The organism is Marinobacter sp. LM1, from assembly GCF_042763285.1.
Lineage (GTDB): Bacteria > Pseudomonadota > Gammaproteobacteria > Pseudomonadales > Oleiphilaceae > Marinobacter > Marinobacter nauticus.
Genome location: NZ_CP114373.1, coordinates 3153383 through 3170856, shown reverse-complemented (window position 1 = coordinate 3170856; position 17474 = coordinate 3153383). Strand labels below are relative to the sequence as shown.

General features: G+C 57.9%; 21 protein-coding genes. 13 read left to right on the top strand and 8 right to left on the bottom strand.

The window, feature by feature from the left end:
• Positions 1-102: 102 nt before the first annotated feature.
• Positions 103-930, top strand: a complete 828-nt coding sequence (locus OZ656_RS14780; RefSeq protein WP_379944687.1) for a DUF2059 domain-containing protein — start codon at positions 103-105, stop codon at positions 928-930.
• A gap of 57 nt (positions 931-987) precedes the next feature.
• Here OZ656_RS14780 and OZ656_RS14775 read toward each other — a convergent pair whose 3' ends face one another.
• Positions 988-1266 carry a peptidylprolyl isomerase gene (locus tag OZ656_RS14775; RefSeq protein ID WP_008939100.1) on the bottom strand — a complete coding sequence of 93 codons (279 nt, stop codon included), beginning with the start codon at positions 1264-1266 and terminating at the stop codon, positions 988-990.
• Positions 1267-1446: 180 nt separating this feature from the next.
• Between OZ656_RS14775 and OZ656_RS14770 the strand changes: the two genes are divergently transcribed.
• From OZ656_RS14770 to OZ656_RS14760, 3 genes are read left to right on the top strand one after another with little or no spacing between them, the layout of a single operon-like run.
• The gene (locus OZ656_RS14770) at positions 1447-3033 is read left to right on the top strand and encodes an ABC-F family ATPase (protein WP_379944686.1); all 1587 of its coding nucleotides are present in this window, start codon (positions 1447-1449) and stop codon (positions 3031-3033) included.
• A complete protein-coding gene (locus OZ656_RS14765; protein WP_011786325.1) occupies positions 3030-3581 on the top strand; it encodes a DUF1415 domain-containing protein in 552 nt (183 codons plus the stop codon). Before OZ656_RS14770 ends, OZ656_RS14765 begins: the two co-directional genes overlap by 4 nt.
• Positions 3582-3609: 28 nt before the next feature.
• Complete coding sequence (locus OZ656_RS14760; protein ID WP_222196894.1) at positions 3610-4506, top strand: NAD-dependent protein deacetylase; 897 nt, start codon at positions 3610-3612, stop codon at positions 4504-4506.
• 7 nt (positions 4507-4513) lie between these two features.
• Here the strand turns inward: OZ656_RS14760 and OZ656_RS14755 are convergent, their stop codons facing one another.
• Together OZ656_RS14755 and OZ656_RS14750 are read right to left on the bottom strand one after the other, a co-directional pair.
• The gene (locus tag OZ656_RS14755; RefSeq protein ID WP_014422240.1) at positions 4514-5926 is read right to left on the bottom strand and encodes a sodium-dependent transporter; all 1413 of its coding nucleotides are present in this window, start codon (positions 5924-5926) and stop codon (positions 4514-4516) included.
• 90 nt (positions 5927-6016) lie between these two features.
• A complete protein-coding gene (locus OZ656_RS14750; protein WP_153740993.1) occupies positions 6017-7114 on the bottom strand; it encodes a Glu/Leu/Phe/Val dehydrogenase dimerization domain-containing protein in 1098 nt (365 codons plus the stop codon).
• A gap of 302 nt (positions 7115-7416) precedes the next feature.
• On the opposite strand from OZ656_RS14750, the gene OZ656_RS14745 reads away from it, so the two are divergent.
• The 3 genes from OZ656_RS14745 (at position 7417) to OZ656_RS14735 (ending at position 9857) form a co-directional block, all read left to right on the top strand.
• On the top strand, positions 7417-8163 hold the full coding sequence (locus OZ656_RS14745; protein WP_153740994.1) for an AzlC family ABC transporter permease: 747 nt from the start codon (positions 7417-7419) through the stop codon (positions 8161-8163).
• A complete protein-coding gene (locus tag OZ656_RS14740) occupies positions 8153-8464 on the top strand; it encodes an AzlD family protein (protein WP_014422237.1) in 312 nt (103 codons plus the stop codon). The genes OZ656_RS14745 and OZ656_RS14740 overlap by 11 nt, the downstream gene beginning before the upstream one ends.
• 85 nt (positions 8465-8549) lie before the next feature.
• On the top strand, positions 8550-9857 hold the full coding sequence (locus OZ656_RS14735) for a hypothetical protein (protein WP_199452383.1): 1308 nt from the start codon (positions 8550-8552) through the stop codon (positions 9855-9857).
• Between the two features lie 216 nt (positions 9858-10073).
• On the opposite strand, the gene OZ656_RS14730 is transcribed toward OZ656_RS14735, so the two are convergent.
• Positions 10074-10847 carry a DUF3750 domain-containing protein gene (locus OZ656_RS14730; protein WP_113879963.1) on the bottom strand — a complete coding sequence of 258 codons (774 nt, stop codon included), beginning with the start codon at positions 10845-10847 and terminating at the stop codon, positions 10074-10076.
• Positions 10848-11003: 156 nt separating this feature from the next.
• Here OZ656_RS14730 and OZ656_RS14725 point away from each other — a divergent pair, with 156 nt between their 5' ends.
• Complete coding sequence (locus tag OZ656_RS14725) at positions 11004-11219, top strand: dodecin (RefSeq protein ID WP_014422233.1); 216 nt, start codon at positions 11004-11006, stop codon at positions 11217-11219.
• Between the two features lie 6 nt (positions 11220-11225).
• Here the strand turns inward: OZ656_RS14725 and OZ656_RS14720 are convergent, their stop codons facing one another.
• From OZ656_RS14720 to OZ656_RS14710, 3 genes are read right to left on the bottom strand one after another with little or no spacing between them, the layout of a single operon-like run.
• A complete protein-coding gene (locus OZ656_RS14720) occupies positions 11226-11888 on the bottom strand; it encodes a hypothetical protein (protein ID WP_206852716.1) in 663 nt (220 codons plus the stop codon).
• Between the two features lie 46 nt (positions 11889-11934).
• Complete coding sequence (locus OZ656_RS14715; RefSeq protein WP_199452381.1) at positions 11935-13101, bottom strand: GNAT family N-acetyltransferase; 1167 nt, start codon at positions 13099-13101, stop codon at positions 11935-11937.
• A gap of 58 nt (positions 13102-13159) precedes the next feature.
• Positions 13160-13519, bottom strand: coding sequence for a hypothetical protein (locus tag OZ656_RS14710; RefSeq protein WP_014422230.1), 360 nt, complete (start codon positions 13517-13519; stop codon positions 13160-13162).
• 166 nt (positions 13520-13685) lie between these two features.
• On the opposite strand from OZ656_RS14710, the gene OZ656_RS14705 reads away from it, so the two are divergent.
• Both OZ656_RS14705 and OZ656_RS14700 read left to right on the top strand, forming a co-directional pair.
• Positions 13686-14372 (top strand): response regulator transcription factor, encoded by a 687-nt coding sequence (locus OZ656_RS14705; protein ID WP_199452380.1) that lies wholly within the window; start codon positions 13686-13688, stop codon positions 14370-14372.
• Positions 14369-15688 carry a HAMP domain-containing sensor histidine kinase gene (locus OZ656_RS14700; RefSeq protein WP_199452379.1) on the top strand — a complete coding sequence of 440 codons (1320 nt, stop codon included), beginning with the start codon at positions 14369-14371 and terminating at the stop codon, positions 15686-15688. Before OZ656_RS14705 ends, OZ656_RS14700 begins: the two co-directional genes overlap by 4 nt.
• On the opposite strand, the gene OZ656_RS14695 is transcribed toward OZ656_RS14700, so the two are convergent.
• On the bottom strand, positions 15665-15871 hold the full coding sequence (locus OZ656_RS14695; protein ID WP_223268788.1) for a hypothetical protein: 207 nt from the start codon (positions 15869-15871) through the stop codon (positions 15665-15667). The two genes, OZ656_RS14700 and OZ656_RS14695, sit on opposite strands and share 24 nt — an antisense overlap.
• Positions 15872-15881: 10 nt before the next feature.
• Between OZ656_RS14695 and OZ656_RS14690 the strand changes: the two genes are divergently transcribed.
• The 3 genes from OZ656_RS14690 to OZ656_RS14680 all read left to right on the top strand — a co-directional run bounded on the left by OZ656_RS14690 (position 15882) and on the right by OZ656_RS14680 (position 17466).
• The gene (locus OZ656_RS14690; RefSeq protein WP_022991475.1) at positions 15882-16487 is read left to right on the top strand and encodes a YigZ family protein; all 606 of its coding nucleotides are present in this window, start codon (positions 15882-15884) and stop codon (positions 16485-16487) included.
• A 71-nt stretch (positions 16488-16558) separates the two neighbouring features.
• Positions 16559-17086, top strand: a complete 528-nt coding sequence (locus OZ656_RS14685) for a DUF4136 domain-containing protein (RefSeq protein ID WP_153741000.1) — start codon at positions 16559-16561, stop codon at positions 17084-17086.
• A gap of 20 nt (positions 17087-17106) precedes the next feature.
• On the top strand, positions 17107-17466 hold the full coding sequence (locus OZ656_RS14680; RefSeq protein WP_011786309.1) for a translation initiation factor Sui1: 360 nt from the start codon (positions 17107-17109) through the stop codon (positions 17464-17466).
• Positions 17467-17474 lie beyond the last annotated feature (8 nt).

Below are 17474 nucleotides of genomic sequence, written 5' to 3'. Positions count from 1 at the left end.
TATTCCTACCAAACTGTCATCTCCTGAACCCCTGGATTGCTTGCTGCCAGCCTTGGGCCCATGGCATAAGAGAGTTATTGCATTAGTCAGGATGATAGGTAAATGAAGCGATTGGCCCTAGTTAAACCTGTTTTAGTCGTTGCCATGCTTGGCGTGGGCTCAGCTCAGGCGGCCCCGGATGCCGCCAGTGTGCTCGAAGCCTCCCCGATTGACGACATTGTTGAGCAATACCCGGCGATGCTAAGCCAGGGTATTCGGGAAGGGCTGAAACAACGCGGTCAGGTGCCGCCCATGGTGGCGGATACCGTTGGTTATGTGGTGAGCAGCAGTTTCAGTGCCGACAAAATTGAGCAACAGATCATTACCGATCTGCAAGCACAGCTCACGGACAAACAGCTTCAGGCGGTGAGTGAGTGGTACCAGACACCCATCGCCCGGAAAATCTCGAACGCAGAGATTGCCGCCTCGGCGCCGGAAGCCTGGCCGCAGGTACAGGCCAGCGCGCCGGAATTGAATCGAAAGTACAAGGGTACTCGCAAAGCCGAGATGTTCGATCGATTTGACCGGGCCGCCCGCGCAACTGAAAGCGCGGTGGATACCACCATCGCTGTTCAGCTAGGGTTGGCGGCAGCCATGTCGGCGCTCAGCAGCGAGTCAATGCACTATGAACAGCTTGAGCGCCGTATCGAGAACCAGCGAGGAATGTTGCGGGGTGTGGTTGGTCAGCAGGTCTACGACAGCTATCTTTATACCTACGACAAGGTGAGCGCCCAGGAGCTGGCACTGTACCTGGAGTTCCTCGAAAGCCCCGCTGGTAAGCAGTTTTCTCAGGTTGTGACCAGCAGTATTCAGCAGGCGATCATGGAGCCGGTGGAAAGCATAGGACGGCAGATATCGAGGTTTATGGCACCGCCGGCGGGGTCAGAATAGGACGCACTCCGGCCGGCGTCGGAGATATTCCGAACACCGGCCGGGCCGATCATCGGATCAGCTGCGGCTGGTGACTTCCAGCAAATGGTAGCCAAACTGGGTCTTGATGGGGCCGATCACAGTATTGAGCTCGCTGTTGAAAACGGCTTTATCGAACTCCGGCACCATCTGGCCCGGGCCGAAAGAGCCCAGATCGCCGCCGTTACGGCCGGAAGGGCAGGACGAGTGCTGCTTGGCGACTTCGGCGAAATCCTGGCCACCTTCGATCGCTTTCTTCAGCTCCTCACACTTGGCTTCACTGTCTACCAGAATGTGGCGTGCGGTTGCTTGTGCCATGATCAATTTCCTGTCGTTGGGTGAATGGAACACAGACCGGAATGCTGCCCTCAGCGGCGTTCTGAGGCAAGCGGTTTTTGTCCGTGTTTCTGCGGCCTCACAGTCTCTGGTGCAAACCTGTACAATGCCGGCTTTCTTTTCGCCGGCGTTTGCTGGCCCTCACTTCGACAGGTTTGTTTCTTGATCTCTACCGCCAATCTCACCATGCAATTCGGGGCGCGGCCCCTGTTTGAAAATGTGTCTGCCAAATTCGGCAACGGCAACCGTTACGGCCTGATCGGGGCCAATGGCTGCGGCAAATCCACCCTGATGAAAATTCTGGGTGGTGATCTGGAGCCATCGGCGGGCCAGGTCATGCTGGAACCGAATACCCGGCTCGGCAAGCTCCGTCAGGACCAGTTTGCCTATGAACAGTGCTCCGTGATGGACACTGTGATTATGGGCCACGAAGAACTCTGGAATGTGAAAAAAGAGCGGGACCGCATTTATTCGCTGCCGGAGATGAGTGAGGAAGACGGCATGGCCGTGGCAGACCTGGAGGTGCAGTTTGCCGAAATGGATGGCTACACCGCGGAATCCCGAGCCGGTGAGTTGCTGCTGGGCCTGGATATCCCGCTGGAGCAGCATAACGGCCCCATGAGTGCCCTGGCGCCGGGCTGGAAACTGCGTGTGCTGCTGGCACAGGCGCTGTTTTCTGACCCGGACGTACTGCTGCTGGACGAGCCCACCAACCACCTGGACATCAACACCATCCGGTGGCTGGAAAACATCCTGGTGGCCCGTAACAGCACCATGATCATCATCTCTCACGACCGCCACTTCCTGAACAGTGTGTGTACCCACATGGCGGACCTGGATTACGGTGAGCTGCGCCTGTTCCCGGGCAACTACGACGAATACATGACCGCCGCCACCCAGGCCCGCGAGCGCATGCTGTCAGATAACGCCAAGAAGAAGGCCCAGATTGCGGAATTGCAGCAGTTCGTCAGCCGCTTCTCGGCCAACGCCTCCAAGGCCAAACAGGCCACCTCTCGCGCCCGTCAGATCGACAAGATCCAGTTGGAAGAGGTGAAGCCCTCAAGCCGCGTGAGTCCCTTTATCCGCTTCGAGCAGGGCAAGAAGCTGCATCGTCAGGCCGTGACTCTGAAAGGTCTGACCAAGGGCTTCGATGAAGGCCCCTTGTTCAAAAACCTGGATCTGCAGATTGAGGCGGGAGAACGCGTGGCTGTTATTGGCCCGAACGGGATTGGTAAAACCACACTCCTGCAATGCCTGGCTGGCGCTTATGAGCCAGATTCCGGCGAGGTGAAGTGGACTGACAGTGCCGAGGTTGGATATTTCGCCCAGGACCACACCGCGGATTTTGCCCGCGACGAGACCCTCACCGACTGGATGGCGCAATGGACCACCGGCGGCGAACAATTAGTGCGCGGCACTCTGGGGCGAATGCTGTTTTCCGGTGATGATATTGGCAAGTCGGTAAAGGTAATCTCGGGGGGTGAGCAGGGCCGCATGCTGTTCGGCAAACTGATTCTGCAGAAACCGAATGTAATGCTGATGGACGAGCCCACCAACCACCTGGATATGGAGTCTATCGAGGCTTTGAACCTGGCGTTGGAGAACTATCCGGGAACGCTGATTTTCGTAAGCCATGATCGCGAGTTTGTCTCTTCGCTGGCGACGCGGATTATTGAACTCACGGCTGATGGGGTGACTGACTTCAGTGGCTGCTATGATGATTATCTTCGGAGCCAGGGCTACCTATGAATGAATCACAGGTTGTAAGCGCCACCCGGCAATGGGTTGAAGAAGTGGTGGTTGGTTACAACCTCTGCCCCTTCGCCAAGCGCGAGTTGGTCAAGAACCGCGTGCGTTTTGTCGTTAGCGAGGCAGAGAACGAGGATGAGCTGCTACAGGCGTTGCAGTCAGAGTTGCAGCGCCTGGAAGACGAGCCGGACGTCGAAACCACGTTGTTGATCCATCCTGGTGTGTTGCAGGATTTTCTCGCCTACAACGAATTTCTCGATGCCGCGGATGCCTTGCTGAGCTATCTGGAGCTGGAAGGTGTCTTTCAGGTTGCCAGTTTCCATCCGGACTATCAGTTCGCCGGCACCGATGCCGGGGCCGCGGAAAACTACACCAATCGCTCGCCGTACCCCATGCTGCACCTGTTGCGGGAAGCAAGCCTGGAAGCGGCTATTGATCACTATCCGGACGTAGATGGTATTCCCGACCGGAATATTGCGTTGATGAATGAGCTCGGTGTGGAGAAGATGCGTACTATTCTGAAACGGTGCACTGACGCCGAAACCTGACATTCCGAGCTTCTGAGTTGTAACGGAAATGACTGAGCATCGAACCCGCCCATTCAGTTCCAGCCAGCGCCTGCCCGAGCTGGAAACGCCGCCTGTGATGCATAACCCGAACGAAGCCGGGGCGTTGCTGGCGGAGTTTATCCAGCAACATCCAAGATTGATGATTCTCACCGGAGCCGGCGTGAGCACGGATTCCGGTATTCCGGATTACCGTGATGGCGATGGTGCCTGGAAGCGTAAGCAACCGGTGCAGCATAAGGCGTTCATGGAGGACTTCCACACCCGCCAGCGATACTGGGCGCGCAGTCTGATTGGCTGGCCGGTCATGCGTAATGCTGCGCCTAACCCGTCCCATCACTACATTTCGGATCTGGAACTGCTCAACCACAGCAGCCTGGTGGTTACCCAGAACGTGGATCGTCTTCACCAGAAGGCGGGTACCCGGGCAGTGACCGATCTACACGGGCGGGCGGACGAAGTTGTGTGTATGGGCTGCGGCTATCGTTGCCCCCGGGATGAGGTGCATGACCGTTGCGCCGAGCTCAATCCCGGATTTCGGAAGTACACAGCGGAGACGGCACCGGATGGGGATGCTGACCTGGATGTGGATTTTTCGGAGTTCCGGCCGGTGGACTGCCCCAGATGCTCCGGTATCCTGAAACCGGATGTCGTGTTCTTCGGGGATTATGTGCCAAAGGACAGGGTGTACTCTGCGCTTGATGTACTCAAGGCGAGCGATGGCCTGTTGGTGATCGGTTCGTCGTTGATGGTGTATTCCGGCTTCCGTTTCTGCCGCTACGCCAGCGAGTGGAAAAAGCCCATTGCCACCCTGAATCTGGGGCGGACACGGGCTGAGGATCTGGTGGATCTGAAACTGAACGCGAGGATCGGGGAGACCTTGAAGGCCTCCCTTGATCAGTTGTGAGTGTTATTTACATCAGGTTGTAGATGAACACCACGCCCACCGCAATCGGGGTGATGAAGCGCACGGTGACAAACCACAGGTTGAATGTACCCGGTGACAGGGCCAGCTCCTTCTCCATGGCCGGTTTCGACATCACCCAGCCCGCCATCAACGCGACCAGTAGCCCGCCCAGCGGCAGCAGGATGTTGGCGGTGAAGAAGTCCAGCAGGTCGAAGATGGTTTTGCCTTCCAGCATCGGGATGAAGCCCAGTGGTGCGAAATCCGCCCACAGGTTCAGCGACAGAATAGAGGCAATACCCAGAGCCCAGCACACCACACCGGCACCCAGCGTACTGACGGTGCGGTTCATGCCCTTTTGTTCTTCCAGCCATTCAACGATCGGTTCCAGCAGGGAAATGCCAGAGGTCCAGGCGGCAAAAATCAGAAGTACAAAGAACAGGGTGCCGAACAGTGAGCCCATGGGCATCTGACCGAAGGCCAGGGGCAGGGTCTGGAAAATCAGGCCAGGGCCAGCACCGGGCTCGAGGCCGTTGGCAAAGACAATCGGGAAAATGGCGAGGCCGGCCAGCAGGGCGACACCGGTATCAATCACCGAGACGGTAATGGAGGTTTTGGCGATGGAAATCTTCTTGGGCAGGTAGGAGCCATAAGCCATCATCACCGCCATACCCAGGCTCAGAGTAAAGAATGCGTGCCCCAGTGCCACCAGTACGCCGGAGGTGGTGAGCTTGGAGAAGTCGGGCTGGAACAGGAAGGCTGCCGCCTGGCCAAAGTGGCCGGTGGTCATGGCGTAGCCGACCACAATCAGTAGCAGTACAAACAGTGCCGGCATCAGAATGCTGACGGCCCGCTCCAGGCCGGAGCGCACACCTTTCGCCACCACCAGCATCACCAGGGCCATGAACACCGTGTGCCACAGCAACAGGGTGCCGGGATTGCTCAGCAGGCCGGAGAAAATCGCACCCACGGCATCTGCGGTCTGGCCGGAGAGCTGGCCGCTGGCGGTGGTGCCAACGTAGGAAATGGCCCAGCCACCAATTACCGAGTAAAACGACAGAATCAGGAAGCCTGCAAGAATGCCCACGGCGCCAACCAGTTTCCAGGCCGGGTTCAGTCCGTCCCGCTGGGCAATGGCCTTGATGCTGTTAACCGGGCTGTGGCCGCCACGACGGCCGATCATCACTTCGGCCATCATGATGGGAATACCGATGATGGCGATACACAGCAGGTACACCAATACAAAAGCGCCACCGCCGTTTTCGCCGGTTACGTAGGGGAATTTCCAGATGTTTCCGAGGCCCACAGCGGAACCGGTGGCCGCGAGAATGAACGCGAGCCGTGATGACCAGAGCCCGCGCTGGGCATTGGAGCCCTCAAGGCTGCCGGAATAGGCAGCAGAACCGGATGATGAGACAGACATGGTTTTCTCCCGAAGGTCTTGTTTTTGTTACTGGGGTTAAAAATGGAGTCGCAGAGACTGCGGCTCCCAAGGGGAAGCACCGGTGTCAGGTTATCCGGTGCGAGACAGCCGCTGGGGCGCCAGCCCAGCACCCGCGGCATGCTTGGTGAACCGCTCTTCCGCCAGTTCATTGGCGATTTCACCGGTAGGGAGCCCGGTGCGGTCAGAACGGTTAAAAATTTCCGTCAGGGTGTCGCCGATGGTTTCCACATGGGCGCGCACTTTTTCCGGGGATGCGCCTGTGCGTTCGTAGAACACATCAATGATGCCGCCGGCGTTAATCGCAAAGTCCGGAGCGTACAGAATGCCCCGCTGTTTCAGTGCCGCGTCGTGTTCCGGGCGATCCAGCAGATTATTGGCCGCGCCTGCGACGATACCGGCGCGAATGGCAGGAATACTGCGGTCGTTCAGGACGGCGCCCATGGCGCAGGGTGCGATAACATCTACGGGCAGAGTCAGTATGTCTTCCGCCGAGGCGGCGTGTGCGCCGAGCTGGTCGACAGCCCGCTGCATGTTGTCGGCGTGAATATCGTTCACCCAGAGTTCAGCGCCAGCGTCTTTCAGGTGTTGGGCCAGACGGAACCCGACATTACCGATGCCCTGGATGGCTACTTTCAGGCCGGTAAGGTCGTCGCTGCCGAGCCGGTGTTTTACTGCTGCTCTGAGGCCAACAAAGGTGCCGTAAGCGGTGACAGGAGAGGGATCCCCGTTACTGGGGGTGCCGTCGAATCCGGTACGGTAGGCAACGCCGGCCACATGGCGGGTATGGCGCCCCATCACTTTCAGATCCGGCACGCTGGTGCCGGAGTCTTCGGCCGCAATGTAATGGCCTCCCAGGCTTTCCAGGTGCTTGCCCATAGCCTCCAGCAGGGCTTGTGTTTTGTGCTTGCGCGGATCGCCAATAATCACGGATTTGCCACCACCCAGGTCCAGATTGGCCAGGGCCGATTTGTAGGTCATGCCCCTGGACAGGCGAAGCACATCTCGCAGCGCTTCTTCATCACTGGCGTAAGGAAACATTCGGCAACCGCCTAAAGCGGGGCCGCGAGAGGTGTTGTGAATAGCGACGATGGCTTTGAGGCCGGTTTCGGCATCGCAGAAAAACGACAGGTGTTCGTGGTGATCGAACTCCGGATGGCTGAACAGCATATTGAAATCCTCTCCCGCACAGCCGGATCCCGGCGGCAGGTTCTGTCTTGTTTTTGTCGGTCTGGCTTGTGGCCAGGGTGTCGATTTCAGGTGTCCTCCCGAAGGATTGGTCGGGTTGCCCTTTTGGGGCTGGACGAAATTCAAGCTAATGCAAGTTTACGTGAACGTCAACCTTGGCGGCCGGCGGAATTGTGAACTTGTTTGATTTAATCATCTAACTGCCTGAGCACTGGTAAGAAAAAAACGCTTAATGGTGGTTTCTACCTATACGCGTTTTGCACTATCCGGCTTAGCTTCTTCAGATGTCTGTCGCCTCCTATCCTTATCAGTTTGATTCGCGGAAAGTCCGTTCCGAGTTCTTCCGCCTGCTCCCCATCTCATTCTTTGTGGTGGCGTTTGGTGCTGCCTTTGGTCTGGCCGCCATTCAGGAAGGGTTGACGCCGCTGCAGTCTATCCTGATGAGCACGACCGTGTTTGCCGGCGCTTCGCAGTTTGCGGCGGTGGATATCTGGGGGGCCGATGTTTCGGTTCTGCCTTTGATCGCCGTGGTTTTTGCCATCAATTCCAGGCACTTGCTGATGGGCGCCTCGCTTTACCCGATGCTGAGAGAAGTCTCGCCCGGACACCGCTACGCGCTTTTGTTGTTGCTCACAGATGCCAACTGGGCGGTCTCGGCCCAGGATTATCAGAATGGCAGGCGCAACCTCGAAGTGATTATCGGGGGTGGTCTGGTGCTGTGGCTGGCCTGGATTGTTGGTACAGCCCTGGGTGTCTACTTCGGCGGTTTGTTACAGAACCCCAAAGCCTTCGGGCTGGATATGGTGCTGGGTTGCTTCCTGCTGGCCATGGCACTGGGTGGCAATAAATCCCCGCGGGTGCTGGTCGCCTGGTGCGTTTCCGGCGCAGCCTCCCTTGCCGCCTGGAAATGGCTACCGCCCAATATGCACGTGGTGGTTGGCGCGATCGCTGGTGGTCTGGTCGGTTTGTTCTGGCTGGAACACAAAACCGAGGTGGCGGATAGCCAGCGGGAGGTGTCTGGTGACCATTGAAACTACCACCCTCGGTGTGCTGGCGCTGATCACTATCATGACAGTGGTGACACTGATTACCCGTTTTGGCGGCGTGTTCGTGATGTCGTTTGTGCGCATCAATCCGAGGGTAGAGAGTTTTATCAATACCATGGCCAGCTCGGTGCTGATCGCCATCATTGTACCCATGGCGGTGGGTGGCGATCTGGGTGCGCTGGCAGCACTGGTAGCCACGACGGTTTCCATGCTTGTGCTCCACAAGCCGCTTCCCGCTATCGCTATTGGCTTGCTGGCCGCTGCGACGGTTCGTTATTTGCTCTGATGTCGTCGGTGGGTGTGGTTGAAATCTGCTCAAGTTTTCGGTGATGGTGCCGTTAAGTGACCAAGTGTCACTGAGGTACCACTCCATGATTGCATCCAGCCAGATTTCGCTGTTTCAGGACAGCAGCCGCCAGGTCTCGGCGTTTGACAGTTCCCAACTGAGAATCCGCCAGTCTGCCGCCCCGGAGCCGCAGGGGCAGACCAATCGGGGCACCGAAGTGTCGCTGATCCGACAGGCGGCGTATCGCTACAGCAGCCAGGAGCAGATGGCCTTTTCCAGCACCAGTGAGGTGACCGGGGCCAACCGAGCGGCCACCTTCACCAGTTCAGAACTGGTCGAAAAGTCTTCAGAGCTGTTCCTGATGGGGCAGCAGGCGCTGATGGTCAGCCGAGCCGCCCTGGGGGGTGAAGCAGCCGCGGAATCGCCGAAGAGTCTGTCGGTTTCTGCCGGTCGCTATATGTTCTACTCCGAAAGCGAAACCCGCAGCTTCGCGTCGACTGGCAGTATTACCCTCGACAATGGTGAAACCATCGACTTTACCCTGTCGCTCAGGCAGTCCCAGTCGCGTAGCTATGAATATTCCGAGCTGATCCAGATTCAGGAGCGTCCCCTGACTGATCCGCTGGTGATCAACTTTGGTGCTTCTACCGCAAGACTGACCGACACCCTGTTTGAATTCGACATGACGGGCAACGGCGAGACTGCGCAGTTCGCCTCTCTGGGCGCGGGCAGCGGATATCTGGTTTTTGACCGCAATGGTAACGGTAAAGTGGACGATGGCAGCGAATTGTTCGGCCCGGAAAGTGGATCTGGCTTCAGCGAGCTGGCTGCGTTTGATGACGATGGTAATCGCTGGATAGATGCTAACGATGAGATTTTTCAGTCCCTGTCGGTGTGGGTACAGACGGCTGATGGCGGCCAGGATCTGCGCTCGCTGGCGGAGGTTGGTGTCCAGGCACTGTATGTCGACAGCGTGGACGACCGCTTCACTCTGACCAATCCTCAGGGCGTGCCCCTGGGGCAGATCAAGGCCTCTGGTATTTACCTGACCACTGACGGTGAAGTTCGGACTCTGGAAGAGCTGGACCTGGCGGAACAGAACACCGAGTCGGCCCCGGCGGTGGAAACCGTTCTTGGGGTTCGTAACGCTGAACCCGAGATGAGCGGCGCAGCTTCTGCACGAGAGGAAGCGATCCGCAATGCCATAGAAAAACTGAACGAAATTCGTGAGAAGCAGCAGGTGTTTATTGAGGCTTCAAAAGAGCAGGGCGAAGAAAAGTCCCCGCTGGATGGTTATCTGAAGATCATTGATAAATTGCGGCTGGAGTTGCTGAACAGCCAGGATGAGAAGAAGCAGGCAGCCAGTCGGTATCTGGAATTCGCCAAGCTTTGAACTTGATGCCGAAGCTGAGCCAGCTCTGGGTTGGGGGTGGCCTCCCAAAAACCGCTACAAGCACCCGCAATCGGGTCCAGCCAGCAATCACAGATTGCTGTCGTTCGGCTGCGTATGAAGCTTCGATTCATAAACACTTGCCTTACCCATGTGCGCTTCTCTCCGGCCATCCATGGCCTCCCACATTTTTGGGAGGCCACCCCCAACCCAGAGCCCCTAGCGCGCGGTTTCTTCGGGCATCGGGTTGGTGTCAAGCAAGGCCAGCTCGCCGAGTCCCGGTAATTTGATACCCAGCGCCATGGGATTGATACCCAGCGACAACCCCAGAATATTCACTTCCAGACCCTCTCGAACCCCGGCCAAGACACCGAAATATCCACCCAGGGATAGCTGATAGCCCGCGCCACCCGGGCTTGGGGCGATCAGCCGGTCACCCAGGTAGTCCTTGCCAATGGCGTGGCTGGGCAGGGCTACGTCGAAATCCGGCGTTTCCCGTATCACCCACGCTACGAAGGTGTTGCTGTTTGGCCCCGGCCAGGCTTCGTATTGGGTGGGGTAGGGATAATTTTCCACTGCCTGGTAGATCTGCGGAATCAAGGCCGCGGCTTTCTCTCCCCGAATATCTGCATACAGTTCCGGCCTGGCGCCGTACCAGTGTCTGTCCGGGTCGCCGGGGCGGGAATTGACCACGTAGGTGCGCCAGCCGGTGACCTCGTGCACCTGATAATAATCAGCGCCCTGTTCTTTGGTCGCAATCCAGGTATGTACCGCAAAGTAGCCTCGCCAGCTCCAGGCGCGTGCGCCATAGACCTGAATAATGGCTTCCTCCACCTGTTCGGGTCGAGGCGCTATACCGGCGCTTTCCCGGCTGGCGGTACGCCAGCTCTCCGCAACCTCAAGGCTGCTGCTGGCGGCCAACAGAAGGGGGCCGCCCAGAAGCAACAGCAGGGCGCCGAGCAGGCCCGCGGCGTATTTGAGAAGTCGTTTCATTTACAGGTCCGGTTCGAGTACTTCCAGCATGCTACAGGCGAGATGATACGCCTTTTAACGGTCAATGGATGAAGCAGGTTAAAGAATGGTAGTTTGCCCAAGCTCACGCTGGCTTCTAGGCTCAAGGTGTAAATATTCTTGAGTCAGGAGGCTGTCATGTCTGATCACCATGTCTACAAAAAAGTGGAAATCGTAGGCTCATCAAAGACGAGCATTGAAGATGCCATTCAGAACGCGCTGGATGAGTGCGGGAAAAGTATTCGCAATATGGAGTGGTTCGAGGTAACGGAAACCCGTGGCCACATTGTCGACGGAAAGGTCGGTCATTATCAGGTGGGCCTGAAAATCGGTTTCCGGATTGCCGATAGCTAAGCAAACTTAGCCGCTTCTTATGGCGCGGTGCCGGATGGTGGTCACCAGGTGATTCAAAAGCTCCCGAGCCTCGCCCTCATGCAGGCTGTGAAACTTGTCGTGCAGGACTCTCCGGTCGTGATCGGAAGCGCCGTGCCGGACTTCCTTCACCAGGTCCAGGTACTGGCAGGCGGCGAGGTGGGCCTTGATTTCCACGTCAATGAGCCGGGTGAGCAGTTCATCCACCGTTTCGTGACAGAAGGGGCGGTGCTGGTTCAGGTGATTTCTGGCCTCCAGCGCAGCGTTTCTGGCCTCCAGACGTAAGTCGTTGGCGGATTCACCGGTTTCGACAGTTCGCAGAAACTGCCCCAGGCGTTCGTGCAGAAGCCAGATGGCCGGCCAGGTCTTCTGGTAGGCTTCCATTTCCGTTTGGTAACGGGCTTGGTCCAGTGAGGAATGGCTGGTCGACGGGCTATGATCTGAGCGGTTGAACTGGCTGACCCGGATGTCATCCATTTCACGCCAGAGGGTGTCCGACCTTTCCCTCAATGCGCTGAGCTGGCTCTGGTTTTTGTTCCGTAACCGGGATGCCAGTATCAGGCTGAGAAGTGCCAGCACAAAGGCACCCAATGCCACCATCAGGGGTGGATCAAATGAGGTGAGTATGCTTCCTGGCAGACCGGTATCCATTGCCGTTCACCTGATTGAAGTCCGTCCTGGTCAATCAGTATACAGACTATTGCGGTGTTTGTTGTTTAAACGGCAGTAAGGTTTCCGCCTCGGCAAAATACCCTTGTACCTGCTCTGCTTCTTCCCGGGTGAAGTCGGCAATGGCGTCCCGGAAGCCGGGGTGCTGTATACCGTGCCAGGAATGGGTGATCACCGGTTCAAACCCCCGAACCAGTTTATGTTCGCCTTGGGCGCCGGCATCAAAATGTGTCAGCCCAAGCGCCAGCGCCAGCTCGATGCCCTGATAGTAACAGGTCTCGAAATGCAGGTGATTGTATTCGTCCAGACAGCCCCAGTACCGGCCGTAAAGCGTGTTTTGCCCCGACAGAAACAGGGCCCCGGCGATCATTTCGCCCTGTTTGATCGCCATGATCACGTGCATATGCTCGGGTAGCTGCTCTCTCAGTAACTCGAAAAACTGTTTGTTCAGGTATGGTCTCTGGCCCCGCTTCAGATAGGTGGCCTGGTAGAACACATAGAAGGCGGCAAGAACCTGGTCTGGAATATCCTTGCCATGGAAGCAGGCAAAAGTGATGCCCTGTTCCGCCACTTGCCGGCGTTCCTTGCGAATGGATTTACGCTTGCGGGAATTCAACGCTGCCAGATAATCGTCGAAGCTGTGGTAGTTGTGGTTGTGCCAGTGGAATTGGCAGCCGATGCGATGCAGTTCATCGTCATGCGTCAGCAGTTTCTGGTCCTCGGCGTTGGGAAACAGCAGGTGCCAGGAGTGTGCCCCAAGGTGGTGTGTCAGGGTATCCAGCAAGTCGTGCAGGCGTTCGGGTGTCAGCTGTCGCCGCACCTCAGCGTCCAGCAGCAGCCGGGGTCCGGCAGACGGTGTGAACGGAATGGCGAGCAACAGCTTTGGATAATAGGGCAGGCCGTATCGCTGGTAGGCCTCGGCCCAGGACCAGTCGAACACATATTCACCCATGGAGTGGGTTTTCAGGTAGGCGGGTGCCAGGCCCACAATCCGGCCTTCGTGTTTGAATACCAGGTGGCTGGGGGTCCAGCCCGTTTCGGTGCGGGTGCAGCCGCTCTCTTCCAGTGCCTGAAAGAATTCGTATCGAAGAAACGGGTTGGAGACCCCCGCCAGTCGTTGCCAGTCCGATTTCGGGATGTCGGCAATACTGGCTCGGGTCTCCAGAGTGAGCTCGCGTGGCGCGTTTTCTGACATGGTTGGTTTCAGGTCGTTGACGAATACCTTCTACCATACGCCAGAACCCGCCATTTGATCACTCCTTGTCTTGCTTCCCACTGTTGCTACAGCGTTGCTGCATTTTTTCCTGCCACTGATTCATGCGTTTTTCCTGTTTGATCTGTCTTTCCTGGTGGATCTCCGCCCAGATCTGGCGCTGCTCCTCATTCAGTTTCAGGCGATCGGCCATTTCTGCCCGGTACGTTTCCCTCTCGGCCTGGCGCTCTTCACGGTTAAAGGGGCCTTTGCCTTCACGGAAGTTCTCGCACAGTTCCTGTTTGTCCCACTTGCCGTTCTGGTGGTGTTTGCCGTGCCGTTCCGCGAGAACAGCCGTGCTGGCGGCCATCAGACTTGCCATCAGTACACCGGCGGTTAACAGGGTGGTTTTTGCTTTCATGGGTCTTTCCTCGTCGTTGTTCACAATGGATGATGACCATGCTACGTCGGTGCAACGTCAGATGGTGTCAGGGCTACGTAAAGGTTCGGTAAAGGCCGGGAGCCCGCCCGCAGCGGTACAGAAGGGCCATGCTAGACTGTGGCCGTCACATCCCAGAGAGAAGACTATGCAGAACCGGGTACTGTTGATTGAAGATGACGACGAGTTACGGGAGCTGCTGGCCCGTTACCTTGCCAGCCAGGGCTTCAGTGTGCGTGAGGCCGCCAATGGTCGTGATGGACTGGCTCTCGCTCTGGGCCAGGATTGTGACATTGTGGTGCTCGATATCATGCTGCCCGATATCAATGGTCTGGATGTTCTGAGGCAACTTCGGGGCAAGACGCACCTACCCGTGATCCTGTTGACGGCCCGTGGCGATGAAACCGACCGAGTCGTCGGCTTTGAAGTGGGCGCCGATGATTACATTCCCAAGCCCTGCAATCCCAGAGAGCTGGTGGCGCGGCTTCAGGCCCTGCTTCGTCGTATCGCCTGGGATCAGAAAACCGAGGTAGACGCCAGCCGGACTTATGGCGACTTGCGGGTGGAGCCCGGCCAGCGCCGCATCTACCAGAATGACGCGCCCGTGGAACTGACGGGCACCGAGTATGAAGTGCTTCAGGTGTTGCTGGCCCATGCCGGCAGTGTGGTCCGCAAGACCGATCTCATGCAGTGGGCGCTGGGGCGCCGCCTTGAGGCCTACGACCGCACTCTGGATATGCACATCAGCAATCTTCGCAAGAAACTGGGCAATGATGACCCACCCCGCATCGAGACGGTGCGAGGACTGGGATACAGCTACCGGATACCCACATGATGAAGCGTTTCATGTTTCCTCTGTTCTGGCGGATTTTTCTATCCATCTGGCTGGCCATGGCGGTAACCGTGGTGGCCAGCCACCTTGCCTCGCGTTATCTGTTGGACCGGGAACGGCAGGCGATTGAACGCCAGGTGGGTTTACAGGAACTGGCTCGCGAAGCTCTAGTCATTCGTGAACAGCGGGGTCGGGGGGATGCCTGGCGCTTTTTGCGTTCGGAAGGTGAACGCCTGGATTTGCACCTGATGCTGATCGAAAAGGAGCAGGGCCAGCATCGACTGCCCCGGGCGATTCGGGAACGTATACAGTCCGGTTGGTACCCCCACAAACCAGCCGTTCTGGATCTGCAGGAGGGCTATCAGCTAGTTGCCTGGCCCCGGATGGGCGGCGATGGTTGGCTGGACCCGAGAATGTTCCGGTTTGTGGAGATGGGGCTGGCGTTCCTGTTGATCTCCCTGGCCTGTTGGTGGATTGCGCGAATGGTCTCGCGGCCGTTGAGACACATGGAGGGAACCGCCCGGGCGATTGCCGGGGGGGATACTGGTCTGCGGGTTGCTGGTCGCATTGCCCGGCGCCGTGATGAAGTGGGCCAGTTGGCGACGGCATTCAACGGTATGACAGACCGGCTGTGCCAGCTGCTGGACCGTCAGAACCAGCTGTTGCGGGATATCTCCCATGATCTTCGTACCCCGCTGGCACGCCAGCGGGTGGCGATTGAACTGGCTTCGGACAGCGGCGCCGATGAGGCATTGATGACCAGTATTCTGCGCCAGAACGAGCGGCTGGAAACCATGACCGGCCAGATTCTGACCCTGTACCGGGTGTCCGAGAACGGCGATGATATGGCGCGTGAGCCGGTCAAGCCGATGGTCCTGGTCAATCACGTGCTTCAGGATGCCGCCGATTATGCTGAGCACCAGCGCGTGGACTGCAAACTGGTGGCCTCGGAGGAGAGCAAAGCGGTGTCTGTGCTTGGCGACGGTGGTTTATTGCAGCGTGCGTTTGATAACGTGCTGCAAAACGCCCTGGATCACACGCCGCCGGGCAAATCGGTGAAGCTCTCTCTGTCCACGGGCAATGAGAGAATCCGTTTGATCGTCGCTGATGAGGGACCGGGTGCTCCTGAAGACCTGCTACAACACTTGTTTGAGCCTTTTTTCCGGGCTGACAAATCCCGTGGTGGCAAAGGTTGGGGGCTGGGGCTCGCTATTGCCCGTGATATCATTCAGGCCCACGACGGGCACATCAGTGCCCGCAACCGGGACGAGGGTGGCCTGGAAGTGATCCTTGAGCTACCGGTCTTTGTCGGAGGCTGAGGAATCGGCGTTCGGGCTTTGATCCGGTGCGTTGTCACTGCCCGGTTTCAGCTTGCTGGCGGCAGAAAAATCAATGCCTTCCTGCAGCTCGTCCTCATCAAACCGGATGCCGCAGGCGGCCTTACGTATCCGCGCAGGGGCCGCGGTCCCGGGTTGGGTCTGTTCGTTGTCTTCGGTCGTCATAGGATCGCCCATGAGTAAGGATTACCCGATTCCTGCAGGATACCTTGAGCGGGAAACGGAAGTGAAGAAAAGCCGTTTTATTGCCCGAGTGTATCCCGTCAGTGACCGGGACGACGTACGAACATACGTTGACCAGGCCCACCGTGACTACCCCGATGCCCGTCATGTCTGCTGGGGGTATCAGATCGGCCGGCCCGGCTCTGCGGCCGAGGCTGCCATGAATGATGATGGTGAGCCTTCCGGAACCGCCGGCAAACCCATTCTGGGCGTGATCCAGCACAAGGATATGGGAGACGTGCTGGTGATCGTTATCCGCTATTTTGGTGGTATCAAGCTTGGAGCCGGTGGCCTGGTTCGGGCCTATGCCGGCGCCGCTGAAAGTGTCTTGTCCGCCGTTGACCGCGTGGTGCAGCAGGCACGTGTGCAGGCAACGGTGCAGTTCGGGTTTGCCGATGAGCAACCGCTGCGGCACTGGTGCGACGGGCATGAAGGGCGCATCGACGCGATTTCCTATACTACGCGGGTGACAGCCAGCGTTTCCTTGCCTGTGGCTCAGCAACAGGACTTCAGCGCGTTTTGCGAGTCCCAGAAGATGGATTACCGTTTTGAAACCTGACTCACTGAGGCAGGCCGGTAGCCCTGGGCACGCGTATACTGGAGACATATGAGAGCAACGGAGTTAAGCCTATGCGTATTATCATGATCGCTGCTTTGGCGTTGGCCATCACCGGCTGTGCCAGCAATGTGGTGACCGACTACAATCCAGCCACCGTTTTTGGCAATTACAGCAGCTGGGCCTTTGCCAGCAACGCCCAGGACTCTGGTTTCACCTCGCTGGATGACGCCCGGGTTCGGGACGCGGTAGAGCGCGAGCTGAACCGGAAGGCCATGAAAAAAGTGACGGAAACTGAAGCTGATCTTCTGATCAGCTGGCAGATTGTGGCCGAGGAACGGCTTGAGCAGGTAGGCGTTGGCCTGGGGTTCGGGTTCGGCCATGGCAACTTCGGCTGGGGCCTCTCATCGCCGCCACCGGTGCGAGAGGTAACCGAGGGCAAACTGGTGGTGAGAATGGTTGATCGGACCACCGAGGAAGTGGTCTGGCAAGCCGCGAGCCGGCGCTATCTCAATGAAAACCAGTCGCCGGAAACCCGTCGGAAACTGATTGACGAGGTTGTCTCGGAAATGTTTTCCAAATACCCTCCGGGCCTGAACTGATTGCAGATAAAGGCGTAACCATGGGTATGAACAAGCGCAAAGGCGGCCTTGTGTTCTCCACGGACCAGGGGCGGATGTGCCCGGAGTGCCGTAACCCGGTGGATGACTGCACCTGCCGGGGAGCGCAGAGGCCGGCCGGAGACGGTATTGTGCGCGTCAGCCGGGAGACAAAGGGGCGCAAAGGCAAGGGCGTGACCCTGGTGACCGGTATTCCGCTCGACGACAAAGAACTGAAAGCCTACGCCAAACAGCTAAAGGCCAAATGCGGTACAGGTGGTACAGTAAAAGACGGAGTGGTGGAGATACAGGGCGACCAGCGAGATATTCTGGTGCCGTTACTGGAGCAGAAAGGCTGGACCGTCAAGCGCGCGGGCGGCTAACGTTCTGA